The 26,273-nt window shown below is 61.6% G+C and carries 26 protein-coding genes; 4 read left to right on the top strand and 22 right to left on the bottom strand.

Annotation, left to right across the window (positions count from 1 at the left end):
- Positions 1 to 63: 63 nt before the first annotated feature.
- The 5 genes from DAUD_RS03130 to ytvI all read right to left on the bottom strand — a co-directional run bounded on the left by DAUD_RS03130 (position 64) and on the right by ytvI (position 6,153).
- Positions 64 to 1,764 (bottom strand): proline--tRNA ligase, encoded by a 1,701-nt coding sequence (locus DAUD_RS03130; protein ID WP_012301740.1) that lies wholly within the window; start codon positions 1,762 to 1,764, stop codon positions 64 to 66.
- A gap of 23 nt (positions 1,765 to 1,787) precedes the next feature.
- Positions 1,788 to 2,837, bottom strand: a complete 1,050-nt coding sequence (gene ispG, locus DAUD_RS03125) for a flavodoxin-dependent (E)-4-hydroxy-3-methylbut-2-enyl-diphosphate synthase (RefSeq protein WP_012301739.1) — start codon at positions 2,835 to 2,837, stop codon at positions 1,788 to 1,790.
- A gap of 92 nt (positions 2,838 to 2,929) precedes the next feature.
- Positions 2,930 to 3,949 carry an RIP metalloprotease RseP gene (gene rseP / locus DAUD_RS03120; RefSeq protein WP_012301738.1) on the bottom strand — a complete coding sequence of 340 codons (1,020 nt, stop codon included), beginning with the start codon at positions 3,947 to 3,949 and terminating at the stop codon, positions 2,930 to 2,932.
- Positions 3,949 to 5,103 (bottom strand): 1-deoxy-D-xylulose-5-phosphate reductoisomerase, encoded by a 1,155-nt coding sequence (locus DAUD_RS03115; RefSeq protein WP_012301737.1) that lies wholly within the window; start codon positions 5,101 to 5,103, stop codon positions 3,949 to 3,951. Before DAUD_RS03115 ends, rseP begins: the two co-directional genes overlap by 1 nt.
- A gap of 21 nt (positions 5,104 to 5,124) precedes the next feature.
- Entirely contained in the window at positions 5,125 to 6,153 is a 1,029-nt protein-coding gene (gene ytvI, locus DAUD_RS03110) for a sporulation integral membrane protein YtvI (RefSeq protein ID WP_049752546.1), read from the bottom strand.
- A 318-nt stretch (positions 6,154 to 6,471) separates the two neighbouring features.
- On the opposite strand from ytvI, the gene DAUD_RS03105 reads away from it, so the two are divergent.
- Both DAUD_RS03105 and DAUD_RS03100 read left to right on the top strand, forming a co-directional pair.
- A complete protein-coding gene (locus DAUD_RS03105; protein ID WP_012301735.1) occupies positions 6,472 to 6,777 on the top strand; it encodes a PadR family transcriptional regulator in 306 nt (101 codons plus the stop codon).
- Positions 6,778 to 6,815: 38 nt separating this feature from the next.
- Positions 6,816 to 8,045, top strand: coding sequence for a chromate transporter (locus DAUD_RS03100; protein WP_012301734.1), 1,230 nt, complete (start codon positions 6,816 to 6,818; stop codon positions 8,043 to 8,045).
- A gap of 80 nt (positions 8,046 to 8,125) precedes the next feature.
- On the opposite strand, the gene DAUD_RS03095 is transcribed toward DAUD_RS03100, so the two are convergent.
- The 14 genes from DAUD_RS03095 to ligD form a co-directional block, all read right to left on the bottom strand.
- Positions 8,126 to 8,905: a phosphatidate cytidylyltransferase gene (locus DAUD_RS03095; RefSeq protein WP_012301733.1), complete on the bottom strand. Its 780-nt coding sequence runs from the start codon at positions 8,903 to 8,905 to the stop codon at positions 8,126 to 8,128.
- Positions 8,905 to 9,663: an isoprenyl transferase gene (locus DAUD_RS03090; RefSeq protein ID WP_012301732.1), complete on the bottom strand. Its 759-nt coding sequence runs from the start codon at positions 9,661 to 9,663 to the stop codon at positions 8,905 to 8,907. Before DAUD_RS03090 ends, DAUD_RS03095 begins: the two co-directional genes overlap by 1 nt.
- Before the next feature lie 285 nt (positions 9,664 to 9,948).
- Positions 9,949 to 10,506: a ribosome recycling factor gene (gene frr, locus DAUD_RS03085; RefSeq protein ID WP_041570772.1), complete on the bottom strand. Its 558-nt coding sequence runs from the start codon at positions 10,504 to 10,506 to the stop codon at positions 9,949 to 9,951.
- A complete protein-coding gene (pyrH, locus tag DAUD_RS03080; protein WP_012301730.1) occupies positions 10,470 to 11,231 on the bottom strand; it encodes a UMP kinase in 762 nt (253 codons plus the stop codon). The genes frr and pyrH overlap by 37 nt, the downstream gene beginning before the upstream one ends.
- A gap of 52 nt (positions 11,232 to 11,283) precedes the next feature.
- Positions 11,284 to 11,889, bottom strand: coding sequence for a translation elongation factor Ts (tsf, locus tag DAUD_RS03075; protein WP_012301729.1), 606 nt, complete (start codon positions 11,887 to 11,889; stop codon positions 11,284 to 11,286).
- Positions 11,890 to 11,962: 73 nt separating this feature from the next.
- Positions 11,963 to 12,682 carry a 30S ribosomal protein S2 gene (rpsB, locus tag DAUD_RS03070; RefSeq protein ID WP_456298441.1) on the bottom strand — a complete coding sequence of 240 codons (720 nt, stop codon included), beginning with the start codon at positions 12,680 to 12,682 and terminating at the stop codon, positions 11,963 to 11,965.
- 176 nt (positions 12,683 to 12,858) lie between these two features.
- Positions 12,859 to 13,638, bottom strand: coding sequence for a GTP-sensing pleiotropic transcriptional regulator CodY (gene codY / locus DAUD_RS03065; RefSeq protein ID WP_012301727.1), 780 nt, complete (start codon positions 13,636 to 13,638; stop codon positions 12,859 to 12,861).
- A 22-nt stretch (positions 13,639 to 13,660) separates the two neighbouring features.
- Entirely contained in the window at positions 13,661 to 15,106 is a 1,446-nt protein-coding gene (gene hslU / locus DAUD_RS03060) for an ATP-dependent protease ATPase subunit HslU (RefSeq protein ID WP_049752545.1), read from the bottom strand.
- On the bottom strand, positions 15,078 to 15,611 hold the full coding sequence (hslV, locus tag DAUD_RS03055) for an ATP-dependent protease subunit HslV (RefSeq protein ID WP_012301725.1): 534 nt from the start codon (positions 15,609 to 15,611) through the stop codon (positions 15,078 to 15,080). Before hslV ends, hslU begins: the two co-directional genes overlap by 29 nt.
- A gap of 102 nt (positions 15,612 to 15,713) precedes the next feature.
- On the bottom strand, positions 15,714 to 16,667 hold the full coding sequence (locus tag DAUD_RS03050; RefSeq protein WP_012301724.1) for a tyrosine recombinase XerC: 954 nt from the start codon (positions 16,665 to 16,667) through the stop codon (positions 15,714 to 15,716).
- Positions 16,667 to 17,986, bottom strand: coding sequence for a methylenetetrahydrofolate--tRNA-(uracil(54)-C(5))-methyltransferase (FADH(2)-oxidizing) TrmFO (gene trmFO, locus DAUD_RS03045; RefSeq protein WP_012301723.1), 1,320 nt, complete (start codon positions 17,984 to 17,986; stop codon positions 16,667 to 16,669). The genes DAUD_RS03050 and trmFO overlap by 1 nt, the downstream gene beginning before the upstream one ends.
- Complete coding sequence (gene topA, locus DAUD_RS03040; protein WP_012301722.1) at positions 17,986 to 20,121, bottom strand: type I DNA topoisomerase; 2,136 nt, start codon at positions 20,119 to 20,121, stop codon at positions 17,986 to 17,988. Before topA ends, trmFO begins: the two co-directional genes overlap by 1 nt.
- Before the next feature lie 43 nt (positions 20,122 to 20,164).
- Positions 20,165 to 21,280: a DNA-processing protein DprA gene (gene dprA / locus DAUD_RS03035; RefSeq protein ID WP_041570770.1), complete on the bottom strand. Its 1,116-nt coding sequence runs from the start codon at positions 21,278 to 21,280 to the stop codon at positions 20,165 to 20,167.
- Between the two features lie 99 nt (positions 21,281 to 21,379).
- The gene (gene ligD, locus DAUD_RS03030; protein ID WP_041570769.1) at positions 21,380 to 22,282 is read right to left on the bottom strand and encodes a non-homologous end-joining DNA ligase; all 903 of its coding nucleotides are present in this window, start codon (positions 22,280 to 22,282) and stop codon (positions 21,380 to 21,382) included.
- Positions 22,283 to 22,383: 101 nt separating this feature from the next.
- Here ligD and DAUD_RS03025 point away from each other — a divergent pair, with 101 nt between their 5' ends.
- Entirely contained in the window at positions 22,384 to 22,587 is a 204-nt protein-coding gene (locus DAUD_RS03025; RefSeq protein ID WP_041570768.1) for an alpha/beta-type small acid-soluble spore protein, read from the top strand.
- A gap of 107 nt (positions 22,588 to 22,694) precedes the next feature.
- On the opposite strand, the gene DAUD_RS11460 is transcribed toward DAUD_RS03025, so the two are convergent.
- Positions 22,695 to 23,129 carry a YkvA family protein gene (locus DAUD_RS11460; protein WP_200858724.1) on the bottom strand — a complete coding sequence of 145 codons (435 nt, stop codon included), beginning with the start codon at positions 23,127 to 23,129 and terminating at the stop codon, positions 22,695 to 22,697.
- Positions 23,130 to 23,368: 239 nt separating this feature from the next.
- A complete protein-coding gene (locus DAUD_RS03015) occupies positions 23,369 to 24,301 on the bottom strand; it encodes an ATP-dependent DNA ligase (RefSeq protein ID WP_012301718.1) in 933 nt (310 codons plus the stop codon).
- 120 nt (positions 24,302 to 24,421) lie between these two features.
- Between DAUD_RS03015 and DAUD_RS03010 the strand changes: the two genes are divergently transcribed.
- Positions 24,422 to 25,315, top strand: coding sequence for a peptidyl-prolyl cis-trans isomerase (locus tag DAUD_RS03010; protein WP_012301717.1), 894 nt, complete (start codon positions 24,422 to 24,424; stop codon positions 25,313 to 25,315).
- A gap of 56 nt (positions 25,316 to 25,371) precedes the next feature.
- Here DAUD_RS03010 and ku read toward each other — a convergent pair whose 3' ends face one another.
- Positions 25,372 to 26,223, bottom strand: a complete 852-nt coding sequence (gene ku / locus DAUD_RS03005) for a non-homologous end joining protein Ku (RefSeq protein WP_012301716.1) — start codon at positions 26,221 to 26,223, stop codon at positions 25,372 to 25,374.
- Positions 26,224 to 26,273: the final 50 nt, after the last annotated feature.

Raw genomic sequence — 26,273 nt, 5'->3', positions numbered from 1 at the left:
TCCGCCTGTTACGGGGCCGCTCAAGACCCAACACTGCCTTTTTCACCCCCTGCAAAACGGTACCTACAGAAACCCACGCACCGTATCCACCAGTTCCCCGATCCCGACCAGACGGGTGTCCCCGTTCTTCCGGAGCCGCAGTTCCACCAGCCCGTCGACGGCCGTTTTGCCCACGGTAACCCGCAAGGGGTACCCCACCAGGTCCGCATCTTTGAATTTCACCCCGGGGCGCTCGGGCCGGTCGTCCAGAAGCACTTCCACGCCCGCCTCGGAGAGCACCGTGTAGGCTTTTTCGGCTAGCGCCGACTGCACCTCGTCCCGGACATTCACCGGCACTACCACCACGGCAAAGGGCGCGATGGCCGTCGGCCAGATAATCCCCTGCTCATCGTGATTCTGCTCCACGGCGGCCGCCAGGGTACGAGTCACGCCGATGCCGTAGCAGCCCATGACCACCGGGCGCTCCGTACCGTGCTCATCCAGGTAGGTCAGCCCCATTACCTCGGAGTACTTGGTGCCGAGTTTGAACACCTGGCCCACCTCAATCCCGCGGGCCGCCAGCAGGGGACGGCCGCACTGCGGGCAGGGGTCTTCCTCCCGCACCAGGCGCAGGTCGGTCACCACTTGTAGAGGGAAGTCCCGTCCGGGATTCACGTTCCGGTAATGGGCATCCCCCCGGTTAGCTCCGGTAATACAGTTAACCATAAAAGAAACCTCGTCGTCAACCACGAGCCGGACACCCTCCAGGCCGACCGGGCCGGTGAACCCGACCGGCGCTCCGGTGAGCCGCTCGATGGTCGCAGGCCCCGCCATTTCCAGGTGCATCGCCCCGATCGCGTTCTGCAGCTTGACCTCGTTGACCTCCCGGTCACCCCGGACCAGGGCCGCGCAGGGCCCCCGGTCGGTCTCGTACAGAATCGTCTTTACGATCTGCTCCGGACCGACCCCCAGAAAGGCGCACACATCCTCCACCGTCCGCTTGCCCGGCGTGGGTAGGAGTTCAAGTGCCAGGGGATCTTCCTTGGTCTTCGGGCGCTCCGCGCGGCTTTCGGCTTTCTCAACGTTCGCCGCATAGCCGCAAGCATCCTCCGGGCAGTAAACCACCAGGGCTTCCCCGGAGCCGGCCAGGACCATGAACTCGTGACTCACACTGCCCCCGATCGGCCCCGAGTCGGCCTCCACCGGGCGGAACTCCAGCCCGCAGCGGCTGAAAACACGCTGGTAGGCTTCAAACATCTTACGGTAGCTGACCTCCAGGCCAGCCTCGTCCCGATCGAAAGAATAAAGGTCCTTCATGATGAACTCGCGGCCCCGGAGCAGGCCGAACCGCGGGCGGCGCTCATCCCGGTACTTGTTCTGTATCTGATACAGCAGGAGAGGCAACTGCTTGTGGGAGCGTACGTCGCCCATCACCAGTTCGGTAATGATCTCCTCATGCGTCGGCCCCAGGCAGAAATCACGCCCGTGCCGATCCTTCAGCCGGAAAAGCTCGGGTCCGTATACGTGCCACCGACCCGAACGCAACCACAACTCGGCCGGCTGCATGATCGGAAGCAGAATCTCTTGTCCCCCCTGCCGGTCCATCTCCTCCCGGATGATGCGCATTATCTTCCGCAGCACCCGGTGGGCCAGAGGAAGCAGGGTGTAGACTCCGGACGCCGCCTTACGGATGAAACCGGCTTTCAAGAGGAGCCGGTGACTGACCACCTCCGCTTCGGCCGGTATTTCCCGCAGGGTTGGAATCAGATACTCGCTGGCGCGCATTATTCAACTTGTTCCTCCTCGGCCTACAGTTTCTCTATCTCCTCCAGGAGCGCGTCCACCAGTTTGGACTCCGGTACGGTACGGACCGGCTCTCCCTTGCGGAACAAGAGCCCAACCCCTTTTCCGCCCGCAATGCCCACATCGGCCTCCCGTGCTTCGCCCGGTCCGTTCACCACACAGCCCATCACGGCCACCTTCAACGCCCGGGTCGTACCCTGTAAGCGTTCTTCCACCTCGGTCGCAATCCGGACCAGATCGATTTCAGTCCGGCCGCACGTCGGGCAGGAGATCAGCTCCACGCCCCGGCGTCTTAGCCCGAGTGTCTTCAATATTTCGTACCCGGCCCAAACCTCGTGTCTGGGTGGTGCGGTCAATGAAACCCGAATGGTGTCTCCGATACCTTGCGCGAGCAGGATACCGATCCCGACCGCCGATTTCACCAGGCCCCCGCGCAACGTACCGGCTTCGGTGATACCAACGTGGAAGGGGTAGTCCACTTTGGCGGCGAGAAGCCGGTAAGCGGCCACCGTCAGGGGCACATCGCTGGCTTTCAGGGAAATCTTCACGGCCGTGAAGTCCAGGTCCTCCAGAATGGCCACGTGTTCCAGGGCACTGGCGACCATGGCCTCGGCCGTCACGGCTCCAAACCGCTCTACGATTCTACGGTCCAGGGAACCCGCGTTGACCCCGACGCGGATCGGCACGCCACGTTCCCTGGCCGCGCGTACCACTTCGGCCACCTTGTCCCGACCGCCGATGTTGCCCGGATTCAGGCGCAGCCCGTCCACTCCCGCCTCGACGGCGGCCAGGGCCAGGCGATGGTCGAAATGAACGTCCGCAACCAGCGCCACCTCCGGCACCTGGGCACGGATCTGCCGCAACGCCTGGACCGCCTGCTGGTCCGGCACGGCCACCCGGACGATTTCCGCGCCGACTCCAACCAACTCCCGGATCTGGGCCACGGTAGCGGCCACGTCGCGGGTGTCGGTGCTGGTCATGGACTGGACCGAAACAGGGGCCCCGCCACCGACCTGAACACTACCCAGCCGGATAGCCCGTGTTTTCCTGCGCAAAACCTTAAAAGACCCCCCATCTACTACTGCACTGCGGACGGGTCGACGTTCATTCGCGTATCGGCGGCGGCCGGTCGGCTGTTCCGGCCCCGCTACATCATCAGTTGAGCGATGTCATTGTAGGTGATTACCACGATCAACAGCAGCAACAGGGCGAAGCCCACCAGGTGGAACATCCCCTCCCGCTCCGGATTGACCGGTCGCCTGGTGAGCCCCTCCCAGGAGAGGAACATCAGGCGGCTGCCGTCCAACGCCGGGATCGGCAGCAGGTTGAAGAGTCCCACGTTGATGCTTAAGAAAGCGGCCAACTGCAACAGCGGCATCAATCCAAGCTGGGCCGCGGTGCCGATCTCGGCCACAATCCGCACCGGACCCCCCACGTCGGCCGGCGCGTGGCCGGTGATCATCTGGCCCAGGAAACTGACGATCAGCAGTGTAATCTGGACCGTGTACTGGACCCCGCCGGCCAGGGCCTTGAATAACCCCACCCGCACCGGCTGTATGTCCGGGGCGAAACCGATCTTGCCCACGCCGGACTCATTCTCCGGGACCACCGGCAGGTCGAGACGCTCACCTTCCCGTTCCACCGTCAGAATCAGGGTTTCACCCGGCCGGGTACTGATCTCAGTCACCAGTTGTTCCCAGTTGCCCACCTGTCGTCCGTCAACCGCCACGATCCGGTCGCCCTGCTGGAGACCGGCCGCCGCCGCCGGCCGGTCCGGCAGCACGGTTTTTACCACAGTGGTGGGTGTCGGCAGGCCCTGAACCATAAAAATGACGGCCAAGAGAACAATCGCCAGGAAGAAGTTGGCCAGCGGGCCGGCCGCGATGACGCCCATGCGCTGGCGGACCGACTTGTACCTGTAACTCCGCGCCGGATCATATTCCTCCTCCTTGGGATCCATACCGGCGAAGCGGACAAAACCTCCGAGTGGAACGGCCCGCAGGGTATACTCCGTCTCCCCCCGGCGGATGCCGGCCAGCCTGGGGCCGAAACCCAGGGCGAACTCATGCACCAGAATCCCGGCGCGCTTAGCCACCAGGAAGTGTCCCAACTCGTGAATAAAAATCAGCAAACCGAATACCACAATTACGGCGACTACCGTAAGCATCAGCTCACCCTTTCCGCGGCCGCCGCCGCCGTTTCCCGCGCCCACCGGTCGGCGGTCAGAATGTCCCCAAGTTCGGGGCGGCGCTTGCTCTCGTGTTGTTCCATGGTGGCAGCCACCACCCTGGGGATATCGGTAAAGGCCAGGCGCCCGTCCAGAAAGGCCGACACCGCCACCTCGTTGGCGGCATTCAGCACGCAGGGCATGGTGCCGCCCTCACGCCCGGCCTGGTAGGCCAGGTCCAGTGCCGAAAAGAGGTCGCGGCGGGGTGTCTCGAAGGTAAGCTCACCCAAGGCGGCAAAATCCAGAACCGGCAGCGCCGTTTCCCACCGCTGGGGATAACTTAACGCATACTGGATGGGCAACCGCATATCGGTGGGGCTCATGCAGGCCAACACCGTTCCGTCGCGCAAGCGCGCCATCCCGTGGATGATACTCTCAGGATGCACCACCACCTCAATCCGGTCGTAGTCAACGTCGAACAGCCACCGGGCCTCGATAACCTCCAGACCCTTATTCATTAAGGTCGCCGAGTCAACCGTGATCTTGGGACCCATCCGCCAGGTCGGGTGCCGCAACGCGTCCTCCGGCCTCACCCGCTCCAGTTCCTCACGGGAGAAACGGCGAAACGGGCCTCCGGACGCCGTCAGGACGACTCCGGTCACCTCGGTCCGCCGGTAGGCGGTGCACTGCCAGACTGCTGAATGCTCACTGTCAACGGGCAGTATCTGGACGCCCCTCCCTAACGCCAGTTCGGTGACTAGCTCACCGGCCACCACCAGCGTCTCCTTGTTGGCCAGCGCCACGTCCTTGCCCGACTGGATCGCTTCCACGGTCGGAACCAGACCGGTTGTTCCGGCAACCGCCACCAGGAGAATATCCGCCGCCGGCCAAGTGGCCACGGCGCTTAATCCGGGCTCGCCCGCGTGCACCTCCACTCCCCCGCCCAGGCGTACCCGGACGCGCTCGGCGTCGTCGCCGGACCAGACGGAGACCACCCCCGGCGCGAATTCAGCCGCCTGCTCCGCCAGCAACTCCCAGTTCCGTCCGGCCGCCAGTCCAACCACTTTGAATTTTTCCGGGTGGCTGCGAACCACGTCCAAAGCCTGCCGGCCGATTGAACCCGTGCTGCCCAGAACGGCGATCCTCTTCGGCATACTCAACCCTCCCGCGGCCGGCTACACACTGGCTTCGCGCGCCCGTTTTCCGGCCTTGATCGCACCCTGCACCACCACCACCAGGATGGGACCCAGGATTAATCCAAGTATACCCATAACCTTCAGCCCGATGTACATCGCCACCAGTACAGCCAGCGGGTGAATGCCCAGGTTCATCGACACTACTTTCGCCTCCAGGGAAGCCCGTACAGTGAACAGAATTGCATACAAGACGAACAGTTTCAACGCCAGCGAATAGGAGCCGGTCAGCACACACCAGGCAATCCAGGGAACGAAGATGGTGGTCGGACCCAATATCGGCAAAAGGTCAAAGATGCCCGTGACGATGCCGATCGACACGGCGTACGGCACACCGATGATCAGGAGTCCGGTGATTGTGATCGCCGTGGTGATGCTCACCAACACGAATTGGGCCCGGAAAAACCGGATGAACGCCCCGAAACCTTCGCGCACGATCAAAAGGCTCCTTGCGCCCCAGGGTTCCGGAATCGCCCGGATCCACGCTTCACGGAGCTTTTCGTTGTCCCGGCTGAAAAAGTAGGTGGCCACAAAGGTGATCATGAGTACGACGATCATAAACGGTACTGTGGACAGCAGTCCGAGTGAAGCGTCGAGTGCACCCCTCAAGAACCCTTCCAGGCTTTTCACCGCCGAGGCTAGCAGACCGTCGATGTAGTTCACCATGGCCGGTGGCAATCGGCCGTAAAAGATCACTGCATCATCTAACAACCCTTCAAAGGTTCGCCGGAAGTTGGCGACATGATACGGCAGCAATGAAGACAGATGCCCCAGTTCGGCAACCAGCCGCAGGGCCGCCGCCGTCAGTAAGGCCCCCACCACGGCCAGCAGCACAAAGATCACCCCAATGACGGCCAAAGGCCGCGGGAATCGCAGCCGTTCCTGCAGTAACCTCACCGCCGGTTCAATCAGCAGGCTGATCATCAACGCCACCAGGAACGGCAATAGAATCGGCAGCATGTATCTCGCGATGTAAAAAAGAACAATCAAGTTCAACGTTACCAGAAGCAAAGCTCCGGCACTCCAGGTCAGTTGTTGAACCCGCTCCGACGGTGGCATGAACGGCCTCACCTCTCTCAATCGTACCTAATAAACTATAGACTATTTGGGACATACAAGTAAAGCAGCCCAGACCCTTTTCAAACTGCTGGATGGCCGTGGTGTTGAAACCGTCATCCGGTTGAGCTGAATCGGCGGCATCTCCCAGGGCTGACGCACGCTCTCGGCCGGATTTGAACCTATCTTGGTTATCGGGCAAAGTCCTTGACTACATACGCTAACTATAGTATCATAAGGCGATATCATTTGACAATATCGGGGGGCGACTGCATGGATGACTTAATGATCAGAGATTTCTTTTTGGGTTTCATAAAAATTCATATTCTTCATCATGCCAGCCATGAACCGGTTTATGGCGCTTTCCTGATCGAAGAGCTGGCTAATCACGGTTATAACATTAGTCCCGGAACTTTATATCCCACGCTGCATCAAATGGCTGACCGCGGCTACTTGAAAAAAGAGGACCGGCTTGTGAGGGGCAAGATAAGAAAGTATTACAGCATCACCCCCAAAGGAGCGGATGCTTTGGCGAAAGCTCGAAACAAGATCAGAGAGTTGGTTCAAGAAGTTCTTTAGAGATGGCTGTAACATTGATACCCGAGGTGGAGAGACGGATGAACACACAACCCAATTCTGACAGCAAACACGAAAGCAGTCCACAAAAAAGCCGGGTAGAAACTTTACTTGAGTTGTTCGGTGTGACTCTTAGGCTTGGCCTGACATCGTTCGGCGGTCCGATCGCCCATATTGGTTACTTTCATCATGAATATGTCCGCAGGCGCAAGTGGTTGGATGAGAGAAGCTACGCCGACCTGGTCGCTCTGTGCCAGGTTCTGCCGGGGCCGACGAGCAGCCAGGTGGGAATCGGCATCGGGGCGATACGTGGTGGTTTACCGGGAGCGGTTATAGCGTGGATCGGTTTTACCCTGCCGTCGGCGCTCGCCCTCATACTCTTCGCCTTGCTGCTACAAGAGTTCGATATAGCAGGCACCGGACTGATCCACGCTTTGAAGATCGTCGCGGTGGCCATCGTGGCCCACGCGGTCCTGGGAATGGGTAGAAACCTGACGCCGGATCGCAATCGCGCCACGATTGCCCTATTGACGGCCACTGCTATTTTGATGTGGCAAACAGCTTTCATGCAGGTAATTTTGATTGTTTTGGCCGGATTCGTCGGTGTTTTCCTGTATAAGAACACCAAGATGCCCGAATTTTCCACTCTCAATTTACATATTCACCGTTCGGTGGCAATAGGTTGCCTGATTCTTTTCGGGGGCTTACTGGTTTTTTTGCCTGTTGTAAGGCAACTCACTGCTTATCAATCGTTGGCGGTTTTCGACACCTTTTTCCGTGCCGGATCGCTGGTGTTCGGCGGGGGACACGTCGTACTGCCCCTGCTGGAAAGAGAAGTGGTACCCGTGGGCTGGGTCAGCAAGGAAATGTTCCTGGCCGGATACGGGGCGGCTCAGGCCGTTCCCGGTCCCTTGTTCACCTTTGCTGCTTATCTGGGAGCGATCATAAATGGTTGGCCGGGTGCCACGGTGGCGACCATTGGTATCTTCCTGCCGGCGTTCCTGTTGGTGATCGGCATACTTCCTTTCTGGAACGCTCTCCGCAGCTATCCCAACGTTCAAGGCGCCCTGATGGGGGTAAACGCCGCCGTAGTCGGTCTATTGCTGGCCGCCCTGTATGACCCGATATGGACCAGCTCCATCAATAAACCGGTGGATTTCGCCCTGGCGGCGGTCTTGTTCGGGATGCTGGAGTATTGGAAATTGCCTTCCTGGGTCGTTGTAATCACCGGTGCCGCCGGAGGCAGCCTTATCTTTACCCTGGGATTGTAGCTTGCCGGCAACTAGACATCAGTCACTATCCGGCTGGACGGCGCCTTTTTAGTTTCCTTATAGTTTTCTTCTTGGAGGTTTTATCTCAGAATCAGCCACTGGATCAGGTAGTAGCCCAGCGGAGCGCTTACCAGCATGCTGTCAAACCGGTCCAGCACTCCCCCATGCCCGGGGAGCAAACGCCCGGCGTCCTTCACCCCGGCAAAACGCTTCAAAGCCGAGGTCGCCAGGTCACCGGTTTGCGCCGCGGCGCCGATCAGGAGACCAAGCACGATGAACGGCCAGTCCAGCTTCCCGGCGATGAAGAACCCGCCGGCGGCCGCTGCCGCCACGGCGGCCAGGATTCCGCCGGCCAGACCTTCAACAGTTTTCTTGGGGCTCAGGTTGGGCGTCATCCGGATGCGGCCCAACACCATTCCGGTGAAGTACCCAAACATGTCAAACGCCCAGGTGACCACGAGAACAAGCAACAGCCACAGCCATCCGTCCGGCAGGGCCCGCAGCAGGTAGAGGTACGCCAGAAGGCCGGGGTACACCGCGCCCAACAAGGTGCCGGCAAGCGATCCGGGCGCAATACGGGGGAAAAAGAAAACGAAGGCCCCGAGGTACAGCAATAGCAGCGCGAACAGCGCGGCATCCGGGAACCGGCCCGGGTTCAAATAGGCGGCGGTCACCAGAACGAGCCCCCCGGCGAAAACCAGCCCCCGGTGTGGACTTAAGTCCCCGATCAGGCGCACAAACTCGTGTTGGGCCAAAAGCACCAGCAAAGCCACGGCCGCAGCCAGGTAGAAACCGCCCAACCAGGCCGCCAGCAGCAAAAGAGGTGCGCCGAACAGGGCGGTAAGAACTCTGGCCGCCATCAGATGTTCAGGCCCCCGTAACGCCGGTCACGGCGCTGGAACTCCAGCAATGCCTGGGCCAGGTGTATCCGCCCGAAGTCGGGCCAGAGTACCGGCGTTACCCAGAACTCGGTGTATGCCAGTTGCCAGAGCATGAAGTTGCTGATCCGAAACTCGCCGGCCGGCCGGATCAGCAGGTCGGGGTCGGGAATCCCGGCCGTATACAGGGCAGACTGGACGGTTTCCTCGTCAATGTCCCCGGGATTAAGCCGCCCGGACCGAATTTCCACACCCAGCCTGCGGACCGCGTCCACCAGTTCCCGGCGGCCCCCGTAATTCAGGGCCAGATTCACCACAATCCGCGAGTTGTCGCGCGTTCGTGCCACGGCTTCCGCTAGGGCCTCTCTGGCGTCCGGCGGCAACTCCTCCGGGCGGCCGATCGTCCGCAGGCAGACACCCTGGCTGTGCATTTCTTCGAGTTCCTTATAAACGTACTCCACAAGCAGGGACATAAGGCCGTCAACTTCGGCGCGCGGTCGTTTCCAGTTCTCTGTGGAAAAGGTATACGCCGTGAGAAAGCGCACTCCAAGCTCAGCGGAAAACCGGACTACCTCCCTCAGAGCCTCCGCCCCGGCCCGGTGACCCGCGGCTCTGGGAAGCCCACGCTTCTGGGCCCACCGGCCGTTGCCGTCCATGATTACGGCCACGTGCGCCGGTACCCGCTCCCGGTCCAGCATCTGCACCAGGGTCTTTTCATCGGCTGATCCGTCCCGCCCCACGCTTGGCTACCTCCTATGAGAAAACCCCCCGAAATTCTAGGGGGGGCGTTGCTTTTGAATTCGGAAACGCACCCGGCGAGTGGTTCTCCTCCCAACCCTGGTGTGCCGCCACAATCTCGACTTCCTGCTCACCGGTTACAACCATGCGGACCACTCTGCGGGGTCCCGGCGGTACGGTCCCGGGAGGAGAGGTCAGCTTTACCGTCGTCCGCCACCCTTCCCCGGACAGTCGGGCGAGGGCCTCGTCCAGCTCAAAACCAAGTAAATCCGGGCATGCCGACATGATCAGATCTCCATGACCTCTTTCTCTTTGGCCGCCACAATCCGGTCGATTTCCTTGACATACCGGTCGGTCAACTTCTGGGCTTCGTCCTGCTCCCGGCGCAGGTCGTCTTCGGAGAATCCCCCGCCTTCTTTTTGCAGCGCTTTCAAACGTTCAATGACGTCCCGGCGGATGTTCCGAACGGCTACTTTGGCCTCTTCGCCCCGCTTTTTCAAAAACTTCACCAGGTCCCGGCGCCGCTCCTCGGTCAGCTGGGGCACAGCCAGACGGATAATGTTCCCGTCGGAGGAAGGAGTGATCCCCAGATCCGATTTTAGAATCGCCCGCTCAATCTCGCCGATGGCGCTTTTGTCCCAGGGCTGGATCACCAGCAGACGCGCCTCCGGTACCGAAACCGTCGCCAGTTGGTTTATGGGTATCGTCGAACCGTAATAGTCAACCGTGATCCGGTCCAACAGGGCCGGCGTGGCCCGTCCGGCCCGCAAGGAGGCAAATTCCCTATCGAGCACTTCAATCGTTTTCATCATGTTGAGTTCGGCTGATTCCAATAGTTCGCGCATTCGACCTCACTCCCGATAAAAGTCCCGATGTTCTCGCCGAGTACGGCCTTCTTAATGTTACCGGGTTCGTAAATGCTGAAAACCACCACCGGGATGCCGTTCTCCATGCAGAGCGAGGCGGCGGTGGCATCCATCACACCCAAGCCGCGGTTCAACATTTCAATGTAGGTCAGCTGGTCCAGCTTCCTGGCGCCGGCGTTTTGCAGGGGGTCGGAATCATATACCCCGTCCACCCGCTTGGCCATCAGAATCGCCTCGGCTTCGATCTCGGCCGCCCGCAGGGCGGCCGTCGTGTCCGTCGAAAAGTAGGGATTGCCGGTCCCGGCGGCGAAAATTACGACCCGCCCCTTTTCCAGGTGCCGGATGGCCCGGCGCCGGATGTAGGTTTCGGCGATCGCCCGCATCTCTATAGCCACCTGCACCCTGGTGTCCACGCCGATCTTTTCCAGGGCGTCCTGGAGGGCCAGGGAGTTGATCACCGTCGCCAGCATCCCCATGTAGTCCGCCGTAGCCCGGTCCATACCCTTGGCGCTTCCAGCCACCCCGCGCCAGATATTCCCGCCGCCGACCACGATGGCCGTCTCCACGCGGAACTGCTGGATCACTTCCTTGATTTCCGAGGCGATGTACAGCACAACTTCCGGGCTGATACCGTATCCCTGTTCTCCAGCCAGGGCTTCACCACTCAGCTTAAGGACCACACGCCGGTACCTGGGAGTAATCAATGGCGGACCCTCCTGTCCCTATTCGGCGAGCGCCGCGATTTTCCTGCTTTTTCTATTCGTCGCCCCCCTCGCCCAATTGGAACCTGGCGAACCGTTTGATCACGATGTTTTCGCCCAGCCGAGCGATGGTTTCCTTAAGCACGTCCTGCACGGCAACGTCCGGGTTCTTGATAAACGGCTGCTCCAGAAGGCAGTTCTCCCGGAAGAACTTCTCGAGACGGCCTTCAACCATCTTGTCGACAATCTTCTCCGGCTTGCCTTCGTTCAGCGCCTGCGCCCGCAAAACGCGCCGCTCTCTGTCCAGCGTCTCCGCCGGGACGTCCTCACGCCCGACAAATTCCGGACGGGCGGCCGCGATCTGCATGGCCACGTCCCGGGCAAAAGCCCGGAACTCATCGGTCTTTGCCACGAAGTCCGTTTCGCAATTGACCTCCACCAGCACTCCAATCCGGCCCGCCCCATGGATGTAACTCTCGATCAGGCCCTCGGACGCCGTCCGGCCGGCTCTCTTGGCGGCCGCCGCCAGACCCTTCTCCCGCAGGTAGTCAACCGCCTTCTCCAGGTCACCGCCGGTTTCCACCAGGGCCTTCTTGCAGTCCATCATTCCCGAGCCGGTACGCTCGCGGAGTTCTTTTACCAGCTTTGCCGACACTTCCATTTATGCGCCCCCCAAAAAACCATGATTTTCCGCATAGCCACCCTGGCCTCATTATAACCGAAACCCGGCCACTTTAGGCTTCAGCCTCCACCACGGCTTCCTGGTCGGGTTCCGGAGCCAGTTGTTCTCCCTGGCGTCCTTCCAGAACCGCGTCGGCCATCCGGCTGGTTAGAAGCCGTACAGCCCGGATCGCGTCGTCGTTGCCCGGGATGATGTAGTCGATCTCGTCCGGGTCACAGTTCGTGTCCACAATGGCCACGATCGGAATGCCCAGTTTGCGGGCCTCGGCCACTGCGATCCGCTCCTTGCGCGGATCAATCACGAACAGCGCGCCCGGAAGCTTGGTCATGTCCTTGATGCCCTTGAGATACTTCTCCAGGCGTTGCTTCTCGTGCATAAGCTCGGCCACTTCTTTCTTCGGGAGTACCTCAAAACGGCCCTCGGCTTCCATTTTCTCCAGCTCCTTCAACCGGTCGATCCGGCGCCGGATGGTCTGGAAGTTGGTCAGCATGCCGCCCAGCCAGCGCTGGTTCACGTAGAACATCCCGCACCGCCCGGCTTCTTCGACCACCGTCAGCTGGGCCTGCTTCTTGGTACCCACAAACAGCACCGTCTGCCCCTCGGCTACGATCTGCTTGATGAAGTTGTAGGCCTCTTCGATCTTACGAACCGTCTTTTGCAGGTCGATGATGTAGATTCCGTTACGGTCCGTAAAAATATAAGGGGCCATTTTGGGATTCCACCTGCGGGTCTGGTGGCCAAAATGCACCCCGGCCTCAAGCAACTGCTTCATGGTCACAATCGCCACTATTACACCTCCCTCCGCGTGGTTTTAGGCCTCCGCCACCTTCAACTCACAGCCGGACCCCCGTTGCAGCGGAGGCACCGTGGCCGCAATCCGGCGGCGTGTGTAGTTAAGCACCGAAAAGTATTTTATCACAAATCCCACAAATCGAGCAAGAACAAAAACTACTTCTGTTGCATTTTCGCCAGTTCGTCGAGTAAACGGTCATTGAGCACCCGAATATAGGTGCCTTTCATGCCCAGGGACTTGGACTCAATTACGCCCGCGCTCTCAAATTTGCGTAGGGCGTTCACGATCACCGAACGGGTGATACCGGCCCGGTCGGCGATCTTGCTGGCCACCAGGAGGCCTTCACTGCCGTCGAGTTGCCTGAAGATGTGCCGCACTGCATCCAGTTCCGAATAGGAGAGCGTACCCAGGGCGACCTGTACGGCGGTCCGCTTCCGGACGTCCTCTTCCATGCGGCCCACCTGGGCCCGCAGGATTTCCATGCCCACCACCGTCGCCCCGATTTCGGCCAGCACCAAATCGTCACCCGTAAACTCCTCGCCGAATTTGGCGAGCACCAGGGTCCCAAGGCGCTTGCCGGCACCCACGATGGGTACCACCGTGGTCACCTTGTTCACGTACTGGCAGTGTTCGTAGGCGTTGAATACACAGGCGTTTTCCGTCTGACAGAAATTGGCGTAGGTCGAGGGAATCCCCAGCAACCACTCGTTGTACTCCCGGGGGAATCCCGATTCGTAAATCATGCTGCGAACAACTCCGCAACTGAAATCATCCAGGAACTCGGCCCCCAGAATCCGGCCCTCCTCGTCCAAAATGTAGGCGTTGGCCCGAAGGTTAGCACAGAGCACCTGGGCCACTTCACCATAGTCTACCGCGTAACCGGCGGACTTCTGCAGGATCCTGTTGATCGCCCGGCATTTCTCCAGCAGGGTCACCAGCCAAAGCCCCCTTGTGGGTCTATAGAATATAACGACTCAAGTCTTCACGGCGTACAATCTCGCTGAGCTTTTCCCGGACATACTGCTCGTCGATGACCACGTGCTTGTCCTCGATGTCAGGGGCAGCAAACGATATTTCCTCCAGGAGTCTCTCAAGCACGGTGTGCAGCCTGCGGGCACCGATATTCTCCGTCTGATCATTAACAGTATAAGCGATTTTGGCAATCTCGACAAGAGAATATTTAGAAAATTCGAGCTTAATGCCCTCGGTAGCCAGCAGCGCGGTGTACTGTTTGATCAGGGCATTCTGGGGCTCCGTCAGAATCTGCAGGAAGTCTTCTTCGGTCAGGTTCTTGAGTTCCACCCGGATCGGGAAACGGCCCTGCAGTTCCGGAATCAGGTCCGAGGGCCGGGACATGTGGAAAGCCCCGGCAGCGATGAACAGCATGTGGTCGGTCCGTACCGGACCGTACTTGGTGACCACGGTGGAACCCTCAATGATCGGGAGAATATCACGCTGCACGCCTCCCCGGGAAACGTCGGGCCCGGCGCCGGCTTCTCGCCCGGCGATCTTGTCGATTTCGTCAAGGAAGATGATTCCGGACTCCTCGGCGCGCCGGATGCCCTCGGTCACCACCTCCTCGTTGTCGACCAGCTTCTGGGCCTCCTGCTGGGTCAGGATTTTCCGGGCTTCGGCCACGGTTACCTTCCGCCGTTTCTTTTTCTTCGGAAAGATGTGGCCCAACACGTCGTTCAGGTTGATGCCCATCTCCTCCACGCCCTGACCGGAGAAAAGCTCCAGGGTGGAAGTTGGACGGTCCTCGACCTCGATCTCCAGGTACTCGTTCTCCAGTTCCCCGCGCTCGAGTTTCGTCCGCAGGGTTTCCCGCTCGAACTCAACCCGGCGGAGCCTCTGCTTGTGACGGTCATCAATCTCCGGGTCCGGGCGGACCGTCCCCAACAGCATCTCCAGGGGATTGCGCCCGCCGGTTTCTTGTTGCGGGAAGGGCGCCAGAAGTTCGATAATCCGTTCCTCCGCAAGGCGCGCCGCCCGTGCTTCCACCTCGTTCAGACGCTCGGAACGGACCATCCGGATGGAGGTTTCCACCAAGTCGCGCACCATACTGTCCACATCCCGGCCTACATAGCCCACCTCGGTGAACTTCGTCGCCTCAACCTTCACAAACGGAGCGTTCACCAGGCGGGCCAACCGCCGGGCGATCTCCGTCTTGCCCACCCCGGTCGGTCCGATCATCAGTATGTTTTTGGGCATCACCTCTTCACGCAGATCTTCCGGAAGGCGCGCCCGCCGGTAACGGTTCCGCAAAGCTACCGCCACCGCTCTTTTCGCTTCTTCCTGGCCGACGATGTATTTGTCCAGTTCGGCCACTATCTGCCGAGGCGTCAGTTCCACAAGCTCATTCTCCCTTCCGCAATTATACTTGTTCCACCGTGATCCGGTCATTGGTGTGCACGCAAATCTGGGACGCGATCTGCAGAGCCTCGCGGGCGATGTCGACCGCCGGAAGCGCGGTGTGCCGGGCCAGGGCCCGGGCTGCGGCCAGTGCGAAAGCACCCCCGGAGCCGACGGCGATGATCCCGTCGTCCGGCTCAATCACCTCGCCGCCGCCGGAAATCAGCAGCACGGCCTCCCGGTCCGCCACAACGAGCAAGGCCTCCAGGCGCCGCAAGTACTTATCGGTGCGCCAGTCTTTCGCCAACTGCACCGCCGCCCGGCGCAGGTTACCCTGGGACTCTTCCAGCTTGCCCTCGAAGCGCTCGAACAGGGCGAACGCGTCGGCCACGCTCCCGGCGAAACCGGCCACCACCCGGTCCTTGTACAGGCGCCGCAGTTTGACGGCGTCACGCTTGACAATGATCCCGTTGCCAAGCCCGACCTGACCGTCACCGGCCAGGGCCACTGCACCGTCCCGTTTCACGGCGACAATAGTGGTGCCTTTAAACGTCATTTACGTCTCACCTCTAAAACAATTTTTGCCCGGTGCGAACCCGGCATAGCCGGGGAAACCCGTATTTCCGGGGCACCGCCCGGCTCCAGTGCCCGCCCGTTTTTAGTCCTTGCGGCTCCGGCCGCGGGGGTGCGCCCGCCGGTACACCTCCAGCAGGCGGTCGGCCGAAACCCGGGTGTAAATCTGGGTGGTCGACAGGCGGGCGTGGCCCAGGAGTTCCTGGACCGTGCGCAAATCCGCGCCTGCCTCCAGAAGGTGGGTCGCAAAGCAGTGCCGGAGCAGGTGGGGGCCGGCCTGCCGATCCGCTGACCCGCTAAAGCGGGTACCCCCGGGTACCCCGGACGCCAAACCCTTCAGGTAGTTGGTGAAAACAAGCCGCACGCCCCGGTCGGTCAGCCTTTCGCCCCGGTAGTTCAGAAAGAGCGCTGCGGTGGTCTTTTTCCCGCCAAGAAGCTTCGGCCGCCCCTCGGCTAGGTACCGCTTGAGGGCCTCCACAGCGTATCCCCCCAGGGGTAAGAGCCTTTCCCGGTTCCCTTTCCCCAGCACTCGGACGTACGCCTGTTTCAGTTCCAGGTCGGCCAGGTCCAGCCCCACCAGTTCCGACACCCTCAAGCCCCCGGCATACAACATCTCCAGGAGTGCCCGGTCCCGCAACCCGGTGGGGCTTAAGTCCGGCGCCTCGAGCAGCGTGCCGACCTCTTCCGGGTACAGTACGCCCGGCAGCCGTTTCTTCAGCCGGGGCGCGGACATCCCGGCCAAAGGACTCGCCGGCACAGCGTTTTCCCGGACCAGGTAGCGGAAAAACGAGCGCCAGGCCGCCACCTTCCGGGCGATGGTGCTCCGGGCGAGGCCGGATTGCCCGAGGTGCGCCAGGTACCCCCGGAACAATTTCAGGTCGATGTCGCCCGCCCGGAGTTCGGCATCCGCTTTTCCCCGGCGGCGCGCAAAGTAATCGAGCCCGGCGAAAAGATCCTTCTGGTAGGCGGTGATCGTCCGGGGCGAGGCTTGACGCTCAGCCTGCAAGTAGGCTAGGAAACCGTCAATCAAATGGTACACTAACCTTCCCCCTTTTCGGTCAGCCAAGCCGCCAGACGTTCCAGGGCGCGCTGCGCGTGGGCCAGGTTGCGTTCCGGCCGGCGCCGGACGCGCTTTCCGGGCAGGGGTGGAAACAGCCCGAAGTTCACGTTCATCGGCTGGAAATTAGCAGGGTCGGCGGTCACTATGTAGTTGATAAGGGCCCCGTGCGCCGTCTCGGGCGGAAAAACCAGGGGCTCCAGGCCCTTGTACAACCGCGCCGCGTTCAGGCCAGCTACCAGACCGGCGGCCGCCGACTCGACGTAACCCTCCACCCCGCTCAACTGCCCGGCGATAAAAAGCCCGGGCCGGCTCTTCAACATCAGGTTGGGGGACAGCAAGACCGGCGCGTTTATGTACGTGTTCCGGTGCATCACACCGTAGCGTACAAACTCGGCCTGCTCCAGCCCCGGGATCATCGAGAACACCCGGCGCTGCTCCCCCCATTTAAGGTTGGTCTGGAACCCGACTAGGTTGTAGAGGGTACCGGCCCGGTTGTCTTGACGGAGCTGGACCACGGCATACGGCCGCTCCCCCGTGCGGGGATCGACCAGTCCCACCGGCTTAAGCGGTCCGTAAAGCAGCGTTTCACGGCCCCGGGCGGCGATCACCTCCACCGGCAGGCAGCCTTCAAAGTGGGTTTCCCGTTCGAAGGTGTGCCGCGTCGCCCGTTCGGCGGCCACCAGCGCCTCCCAAAACCGTTCGTACTCCTCCCGCGACATGGGGCAGTTCAGATAGGCCGGATCACCGCGGCCGTAACGGGAGGACCGGAAGACCCGGTCCTGATCGATGGATTCCAGGGTGACGATCGGGGCCACCGCATCAAAGAAATACAAGTGTTCCTGCCCGGTCAACCGGCGAAGCTCGTCCGCCAGAGCGTCGGAAGTCAGGGGCCCGGTGGCCAGGATCACCAGTTCTGCGGTGGGAATAGTGGTGATTTCCTCCCGGCAGACGGTCACCAGGCGGTGGCTGGTGAGCCTTTCGGTAACCGCCGCGGCGAACAGTTGCCGGTCCACGGCCAGAGCTCCGCCCGCAGGCACCCGGTGCGCGTCGGCACAGGCCATGATCAGAGAACCGAGCCGGCGCATCTCCTCTTTGAGCAGGCCGACCGCATTCGTGAGCGCCTCCGCCCGGAGGGAATTGGAGCAGACCAGTTCGGCGAAATCCCCGGTTTTGTGAGCCGGGGTGCATTTCCGGGGGCGCATCTCGTACAGGACTACGGGAACGCCGCGCCGGACCAGTTGCCAGCTTGCCTCCGCCCCGGCCAGCCCGGCCCCCACCACAATGACCCCACCGGACATCAGGCCTTTCCCCGTCCGGCTTTGCGTTCCTTGTAGCCGCATTCCGGATTGGCGCAGGCAAAGGTGCGGCTCTGACCCGCTGACCCGCTGACCCGCTGAAGCGGGTGCCCCCGGGTGCCCCTGGCCACCAGGAAAGACTGGCAGTCGGGGCATTTCTGGTCGGTCGGCTGGTCCCAGGTCACGAAATCACACCCGGGGTATCCGGCACAACCGTAGAAAACTTTGCTCTTCTTGGTCCGCCTGACCACCACCCGGCCGCCGCACTTGGGACAGCGGTGGCCGGTCTCCTCGAAGATCGGCCGGGTATGGCGGCATTCGGGAAACCCGGGGCAGGCCAGGAACTTGCCGTACCGACCCATCTTGATCACCATTTTGCGGCCGCATTTCCGGCACTCCTCGTCGGTGACCTCGTCCAGCCGGACCCGGTCGATCTTCGCTTCCGCCTCGGCGACTTCCCGGCGGAAGGGCCGGTAGAACTCCTCGAGCACCTTTTCCCACTGCATGGATCCTTCTTCGATCCGGTCCAGTTTTTCCTCCAACTCGGCGGTGAACTCATAGTTGATTACGTCCGGGAAGTGTTCCTTCAAAAGGTCGATGACCACCAAACCCAATTGGGTCGGGTGGAGCGTTTTACCGCGCCGGACCACGTAGCCCCGCCGCTGAATTGTCTCCACCACCGGCGCATACGTGCTCGGACGGCCGATGCCAAGTTCCTCTAAGGTTCGCACCAGGGTGGCTTCCGTGTACCGGGCCGGCGGCTGCGTAAAGTGCCGGGCCGGCGTGGTGCGCACCAGTTTCAGCTGCTCCCCCTTTTCAAGCGCCGGGAGCGCCCCTTCCTCTTCCTCCTCGCCGTTTTTGGCCTCGTCCCGCAACTCGGTGTAGACCCGCGTGAAGCCGGGGAATTTCACCGTGGAGCCCGTGGCCCGGAAAAGGTACTCTCCGGCCACGATTTCGGCCCGCACCGTGTCCAGAACCGCGCTAACCATCTGGCTCGCGAGAAAACGGGACCAGATCAATTCATACAGGCGCAGCTGGTCCGGATTCAGGTACTTTCTCAGCGCCTCCGGAGTCCGCAACACAGACGTGGGCCGGATGGCCTCATGCGCGTCCTGGGCCCGCGCCTTGCCGGTGTACACCCTTTTCTGCTTCGGCACGTACTCCTTACCGTAGTGTTCGGCGATGTACTCCCGGGCCTCGTCCTGGGCTCCGGGGGAAATCCGGGTCGAATCAGTCCGGATATAGGTGACCAGGCCGACCGGCCCTTCCTTACCCAGGTCCAGACCCTCGTAAAGCTGCTGGGCGACCATCATCGTCTTCCGGGTGGTGAAATTCAGGCGCCGGTAGGCCTCCTGCTGCAGGGTGCTGGTGGTGAACGGGGGGGACGGGTTTTTCTTTTTCTCTTTCCGGATCACATCCGCGACCCGGTAAACTTCCTCCTTCAGGTCGTCCAGGATCCCCTTCATGGCCTCCTCGTTCGGCACCGTGAGCTTCTCCCCGGCTTTCTTGAGCAACCGGGCCTTGAACCTTTCGCGCTCCCTGTTGGCCAGGAGCGCGGTAAGCGTCCAGTATTCCTCGGACACGAAGGCTTCGATCTCCCGCTCGCGCGCACAGATCAGGTGCACCGCCACCGACTGCACCCGGCCGGCACTCAAACCCTTGCGAACTTTGCGCCACAGCAGGGGGCTCAGGTTGTAGCCGACCAGCCGGTCCAGAATCCGCCGCGCCTGCTGGGCGTCAACCCGGTTCGGGTCGATCTTGCGAGGATTCTTGATCGCCGCCGTCACCGCTTCCCTGGTGATTTCATTGAATTCCACGCGGCAAGGCTCTTCAGGGTCAATCTGGAGCAGTTCCTGCAGGTGCCAGGCGATAGCTTCCCCTTCACGGTCGGGGTCCGAAGCCAAAAGCACCTGGTTCGACTTCTTGCGGGCGGCCCGCAGTTCCTTGATGGCGTCTCCCTTGCCCCGAATGGTAATGTACTTGGGCTTAAACCCGTCATCAACGTCCACGCCGAACTGGCTCCGGGGAAGATCACGGACGTGCCCCATGGAAGCCCGAATCTCGTATTTTTTCCCCAGGAACTTGCCGAGCGTCCTGGCCTTGGCCGGGGATTCAACAATCACCAGAGTCTTCTCCAATCAGGTCCACCTCGCGTCGCAATGATTTCACCGGCATGAAAGACTACCGGCCGTTTTTTAATTTTAATAAAGAGTAGTATAACCCGCCCGGCGCCCGCCGCACAAACCCCTTGATTTCTAGGTAGGCCAGTACGGCCGCTGTTTGCGGGGCCGCCAGGCCCGTGAGTCTGATGAGGGCCTGGTCGGATAGGCTCTGTCCCTGAAGGATTTCCAGTACCCGCTTTTCCTCCCCGCTCAACTGCGCGACCGCTTCGGCTTCCCCGGACTCGGTTTCGGGGAAAAGCGCGGTCAGGCCCAGTTCCTCCAGCACGTCCTTGGCGTCCTCAACCAACCGGGCACCTTGCTTGATCAGGCGGTTGGGACCCCGGCTGAAAGGGTTGTTCACGTTGCCGGGCACCGCCATCACGTCACGACCCTGTTCCAAGGCCAGTTCCGCCGTAATCAGGGCGCCGCTGCGCTCGCCGGCCTCCACGACCACGACCCCGCGACAAAGACCGCTGATGATCCGGTTGCGCACCGGAAAATGCCATGCTTCCGGTTTTGAGCCCAGAGGAAATTCGGTGAGCACCAATCCGCCGGAAGCCGCGATTTTCTCCATCAGGCCGGCGTTTTCCCGGGGGTAGACCACGTCCAGACCGGAACCGAGCACCGCCACCGTCGGGGCCCCGGACTCCAGGGCGCCCCTGTGCGCCGCGGTGTCGATACCCCGGGCCATCCCGCTGACCACCACCAGGCCACAGGAGCCAAGCGCGGCGGCCAGTCGGCCGGCCGTCGCCTTGCCGTACGGCGTGGCCCGGCGCGAACCGACGATGGCCACGGCGGGGCCGGACTCCTGAAAACTGAACGCCCCCAGGCCGAAAAGCACCGCCGGGGGATCGTAGATGTGGCGCAGGCTCTCCGGGTAGTCCGCGTCCACCCAAGTAATCACCCGGATGCCGGCCTGCCGGACCCGTTCCTGCTCCGCGGCCGGGTCGACCCGGGAACGCCTGGACAATAGTTCGTCCGCCAGGGACGAATCCAGCCCCGACGCCGCCAGCTCACTCTTCTCGGCCTCCCAGGCCTGCCGGGCAGAACCGACCGCCTCGAGCAGGTTCAAAAGCCGCCGCCCCCCAGCCGGCCAGGCCACCACCCAGGCCAGCCAGTATGCCCGCTCCTCCACGATGTGCCTCTCCCTGCCTGATTTGCCCATGGGATTCGGGGGTGTCTCTGTAAATTCCTGCCGAACCAAACGTCCGAGCCTCCAAAAAGTGAAAAGACGCTAAGCGGGGGACGGGGCGAGTTCCAGCAGGGCATCCAGACGGTAGTGGCGGTTGAAAAGTCCGGCATAGGGGTCACCCAGGTTTTGTAGGCGTTCCGGCACGGTCTTTATGTTGAAACCTTTCGCCGCTTTCAGATCTTCGAGTTCCTCCCAGGTTACGGGGGTGGACACGGGAGCCGACGGGAGGGGGCGCACACTGTACGGGAAAGCCATGGTTTTACCCGCCGTGTTTTGCAGATAGTCGATGTACACTTTGCCGGTCCGCCGTTCAATCACCCGTTCGGTGGTGGCGAACGCGCAAACGCCGGTGACCAGGCGGGCCACCGCCTCCATTGCCCGTGTCGTCTCCCGGTAGGTGTGCACCGGTTCCAGGGGAATGAAAACGTGCACTCCGGTGGCTCCCGAGGTCTTGGGGAAACCGGCCAGGCCGAATTCGGCCAGCACGGTGCGGGCCAGCAGCGCCACGTCGATCACCTGGCGCCATTTCGCCCCTGCCGCCGGATCCAGATCGAGGACGGCCAGATCCGGGTACTCGAGGCGGCCGGCCCTGCCCAGCCAGGCGTGCATCTCGATCGCCCCCTGGTTGGCGATCCAGACCAGGGTCGCCTCGTCCCGGCACACGATGTAGTTTATCACCCGTTGGGCGCCCTCGTGGGCCACCAGCACCGTTTCAATCCAGTCCGGCGTGTATTCCGGTCTCTCCTTCTGGTAGAAGTGTTTTCCGTTGATCCCGTCCGGATACCGGCTCATTACGATCGGCCGGTCCCTGAGGTAGCGGAGCACATACGGCGCCACCCGGTGGTAGTAATTCACCAGGTCGCCCTTGGTGTATCCTTCCGGCCAGAATACCTTGTCCAGATTGGTCAGGTCCACTTTCTGGCGGCCGATGAGTACCGTCGGCACAAGCGGATCCCCCTTCGAGAAAGACGGGACCAGGTAACGCATCCCCGGGTTGCAGAATATTTTCCCGCTGCAGGTGAAATATATGAACGAGGTGATGATTGATGCCCCGGAAGAAAAACCGGCGCAAGGAAAAGCACGAACAGTTGAAGTGGGAAACGGCCCGCGAACTGCATCTTGACGACGACCTGAAAGTCGGGGGTGACGCATTGAGCGCACGGGAGGCCGGCCGCATCGGCGGACAGATGGTGCGGAAGCTGGCTGAGACCGGTGAAAAATCCCTGCAGGAAACGCAAGTCGACAAGTAAGAAAACAGGGGTGACACAAACCCCCGGTCCGAATAAAAGACCCCCGGACGGACAACAATAGACTCCGACAAGGCGCAGCCTGTAGCTTTCCGGCGCTTGGATTTTGATCAGTCCCTTTGCCGGAAACCAGCTCTGTGCCTTGTCGTTATTCCTTCAAAGCCGTGCGCAATTTTTCGGCCGGCGAGCCGGCCCGATTCCGTCACCACCCGCCGCAGTGTCCGCCTCACCACCTCCGGGTCCTCACGCACGTGACGCGCGGTCAACCCGCACCGGCACAGGTACTCCCTGGCCACCGGCCCGGGACAATTCCTCACCACCGAACGAACGGCGAACAACAGCACGGCAAGGTCGTCGAGCTGACCCAACACCGGGACCACACTCGGAATGAGGTCCACCGGCGAAAAGTTGTACAGGATCGCCCCCGCGAGGAGCGCTTTTTGCGGCGGGGCGACCCGGCTGTCCCGGGACAAACCCAACACCAGTCTCGCGTAGCGGGGCAAGCGCACCAGCACCGGCAGCAAAGTCATCCATAATTCCCGCACCGATTCCCTCCCCCCGTCACCCGCGGCCATTATGAGCGGGTGAAGCATGCCAGGGCATGCCCCTTGGAACCAAACGCAGCTTTCTCGCTGCACCATGATATGACAGCTGCACGATCGGGTGATTGCAAGCCCTAAGGCAGGGGCCGGCCGGATCTTACCAGGGGTGAGTACCGATCACCACTTCCTTGCCGAATTTGCCGAAAATCTTGCCGGCAGTCTTCTTCAGCCCGATGGCATCTCTAAGGGAAAACGCAGTCCCCGGCCGCCTGGTCGTTGAAGCCTTCGAGCACCGGGTTCCGCAGCCGCCCCTGATCGGTCCAGCCGATGAACCGCACGCGTGCCGTCAGGGGCGTCTCGAGCCAGGCAACCTCCAGGCCCCGGCCAGCCGCGGGTGTGTTCTTGAACGGGGAACGGCCGGCGGCGTGGGTGCGGGCCATTCCGGTCAAAACCGTCAGGTCCCTCTCCGAAAGTCCGGTGGCGGCCCGGCCGATATAGACCAGGTTCCGGCCGGAGTAAAGACCGAGCAGCAGGGCGTTGGCCCGTCCCCGCTTCAACACGACACCGCCCACCACCGCCTCCAACCGGCGGAAATGCTTCACCTTGCGCCAGGTGGGGTGTTTACGCCCCGGGTGGTACCGGCCGGCCAGCTCTTTACTCACAATCCCCTCCAGTCCAAGGCGGCCCGTGGCTTTGAACAGTTCCACGCCGTCCGGGAGACTCCGGCAAATCGCCACCGGCGCCTCTTCCGGCAGAATCCCCGCCAGGATTTCCTGCCGCTCCGTAAAGGGCCGATCCAGCAGTGATTCCCCGTCAAGAAGCAAAACGTCAAACACCACGTACTGCACCGGCAGGTCCCGCCTCAAGGCGGCCGTCACTCTGCGGGTCTGGTCGCGCCGCAGAATCCGCCCGAAGCTCGGACAACCTTCCTCATCGAGGACCACCGCTTCGCCGTCCAGAACGGCCGCTTCCCCCTTCAGGATCCTGCTGAGCACGCGAAGCTCGGGGTAGGTCTCGGTCCGCACCCCGCCCCGGCGCGTACGGAGCACCACCTCGTCCCCCCGGACCTCCGCAATGATCCGGATGCCGTCCCATTTCAACTGGTGCACAAAACCCGGGTCATTGAACGGCGCCGGCCAGGAAACAGGCTCCATGGGCGAAAACTTTGTGTTCATACCTCCAGTCTTTCCAGAAACGGCGCGAACGTCACGCTTGCCGTCACCAGTCCCGCATGATCTTTCAGGCGGTAACGTGTATAATGGACTTCAATGTGAAAAGAAGGGAGTAGTTTAATCGTGCCTAAAGCACTCTTACCCCTCAGGCGTCCCGGGTTGGTGCTCGTCCTGGTCATCGCGGTCCTGCTCGCGGGGTTGGCACTCGGCGGGTGCGGCCGGTCGGGTGACGTTGAGACGGTGGCCGTCGTGAACGGGGAGCCCATCTCCCGTGACGAACTGTACGCTGAAATGTACGCGCAGATGGGTCAGCAGACCTTGCAGGAGCTGATCACCCGGAAGTTGATCATCCAGGAAGGCCGCGCACAGGGTGTCGAGATATCAGACGCCGATGTCCAGACCCGGCTGGACGAGGTCATCGAAAGCGGCTTCTCGTCCCGGGAAGAGTTTCAGGAGGCCCTCAAGGCATACGGACTGGAACAAAAGGACTTAGAGCAGCAGATCCGGGTCCAACTCATCGTCGAAGGGGTGCTCGGAAAACAGATCCAACTGGATGAAGCCGAGGTAAAGGAGTACTTCGAGGCCAACCGGAAGCGTTTCGGGCAGCCCGAGAGCCTGGAGGCGCGCCACATCGTGCTTAAGACCCGTGAAGAGGCGGAAAGCGTCCGGTCCGAGTTGGTCTCCGGTGCCGACTTTGCCGTGCTGGCCCGCGAGAAATCGGTGGACCCCCTCACCGCCGGCGGCGGAGGCGGTCTGGGCACCATCCGGTACGGAGAACTCATCCCCGCCTGGCAGAAAGCCCTCTTCGGGATGGAGACCGGTCTGGTGAACGAAGTGCTTGAAACCCCGTCCGGTTTCCACGTGGTCGAAATCCTGGAGAAACACCCAGCCGTTGAGCCTGTGTTCGCCGACGTGGAAGCGAAAGTGCGCCGCGAACTCACCGAAAAAGAGATAACTCAGCTCTACCCCGCCTGGGTGGACAGTCTGTGGACCAAAGCCAAGGTGGAGTACAAGTAAACACTTGGGACTGGAACAGTGCGACCAGACGATTTCGACGAATCAAAGCAATCCTTCTACGGGTGTGCCGCGTCACCAGCGGGTGGGCGCGGCCTCTTTGTTCTCGTCCGCTTGCCTTCGGCTTTCTTCGTCCCACGCTCCTTCCTGGCCTGTTCGATGCTCGCTTTCAGAGCCTCCATCAGGTCGACCACCTTTTCCGGGCGCGCCGGCGGCGCCGTCACAACGGTCTCACCGGCCACCTTGGCCCGGATGATTTCGGAAACGGCCTCCCGCCTTTCATCCCGGTATTTTTCGGGCTCAAAAGTTCCCGCTAGGCTTTCCACCAGGTTCAGCGCCATTTTGACCTCGTTGGCGTGCAGGTTCACCCCGGCCCCCAGTTCCGGCAGGAGCGCGGGGGAACGCACCTCGTCCGGATAGTACATGGTGCTCATCTGAAGCGCCGGGCCGCTGACCCGAAGCACCGCCAGCGACTCCTTGGTCCGGATGGACACCCGGGCCACACCGACCCGTCCGCTCTTCTCCAGTGCTTCGCGCAGCAGGCTGTACACCTTTTCGCCGCCTTCCGCCGGTGAGAGATAGTAGGACCGATCGTAGTAGACCGGATCGATCTCCTCGATGGGGACGAAATCCAGGAGGGAAATGTTTCCGGCTCCGCCCGTGGGCAGGTTCTCCAGTTCCTCTTCCGTCAGGACCACGTACCGGCCCTTTTCGTACTCGTAGCCCCGGACGATCTCCTGGGCAGGCACTTCCGCCTCACAATGGGGGCAGAACTTGCGGTACCGGATCGGTGTGTGGCACCGCTCGTGGAGGTAATTGAATTTAATGTCCCGGCGCTCGGTCGCCGGATAGAGTTTCACCGGAATGTACACCAGGCCGAAGGTCACGGCCCCTTTCCAGATCGGGCGCAAGACTCATCACTTCCCGTTCACCTTTCTCCCTAGTTTGCCTCGCCGGACCG

The sequence above is a fragment of the Candidatus Desulforudis audaxviator MP104C genome (assembly GCF_000018425.1).
In the GTDB taxonomy this organism is placed as follows: domain Bacteria; phylum Bacillota; class Desulfotomaculia; order Desulfotomaculales; family Desulforudaceae; genus Desulforudis; species Desulforudis audaxviator.
This window is presented reverse-complemented; position numbering and strand designations above follow the sequence as displayed.

Coding starts and splice junctions, on each gene's coding strand:
- trmFO (WP_012301723.1), bottom strand. CDS start 17,986: ATGTCCGGTGGGGTCATTGTGGTGGGGGCCGGGCTGGCCGGGGCGGAG.
- frr (WP_041570772.1), bottom strand. CDS start 10,506: ATGCGCGAACTATTGGAATCAGCCGAACTCAACATGATGAAAACGATT.
- DAUD_RS03025 (WP_041570768.1), top strand. CDS start 22,384: ATGCCCCGGAAGAAAAACCGGCGCAAGGAAAAGCACGAACAGTTGAAG.
- DAUD_RS03115 (WP_012301737.1), bottom strand. CDS start 5,103: ATGCCGAAGAGGATCGCCGTTCTGGGCAGCACGGGTTCAATCGGCCGG.
- hslV (WP_012301725.1), bottom strand. CDS start 15,611: ATGACGTTTAAAGGCACCACTATTGTCGCCGTGAAACGGGACGGTGCA.
- DAUD_RS03130 (WP_012301740.1), bottom strand. CDS start 1,764: ATGCGCGCCAGCGAGTATCTGATTCCAACCCTGCGGGAAATACCGGCC.
- rpsB (WP_456298441.1), bottom strand. CDS start 12,682: ATGAAGCAGTTGCTTGAGGCCGGGGTGCATTTTGGCCACCAGACCCGC.
- DAUD_RS03105 (WP_012301735.1), top strand. CDS start 6,472: ATGGATGACTTAATGATCAGAGATTTCTTTTTGGGTTTCATAAAAATT.
- hslU (WP_049752545.1), bottom strand. CDS start 15,106: ATGACCGGATCACGGTGGAACAAGTATAATTGCGGAAGGGAGAATGAG.
- tsf (WP_012301729.1), bottom strand. CDS start 11,889: ATGGAAGTGTCGGCAAAGCTGGTAAAAGAACTCCGCGAGCGTACCGGC.
- rseP (WP_012301738.1), bottom strand. CDS start 3,949: ATGCTTACGGTAGTCGCCGTAATTGTGGTATTCGGTTTGCTGATTTTT.
- DAUD_RS03095 (WP_012301733.1), bottom strand. CDS start 8,905: ATGGCGGCCAGAGTTCTTACCGCCCTGTTCGGCGCACCTCTTTTGCTG.
- DAUD_RS03100 (WP_012301734.1), top strand. CDS start 6,816: ATGAACACACAACCCAATTCTGACAGCAAACACGAAAGCAGTCCACAA.
- DAUD_RS03015 (WP_012301718.1), bottom strand. CDS start 24,301: ATGAACACAAAGTTTTCGCCCATGGAGCCTGTTTCCTGGCCGGCGCCG.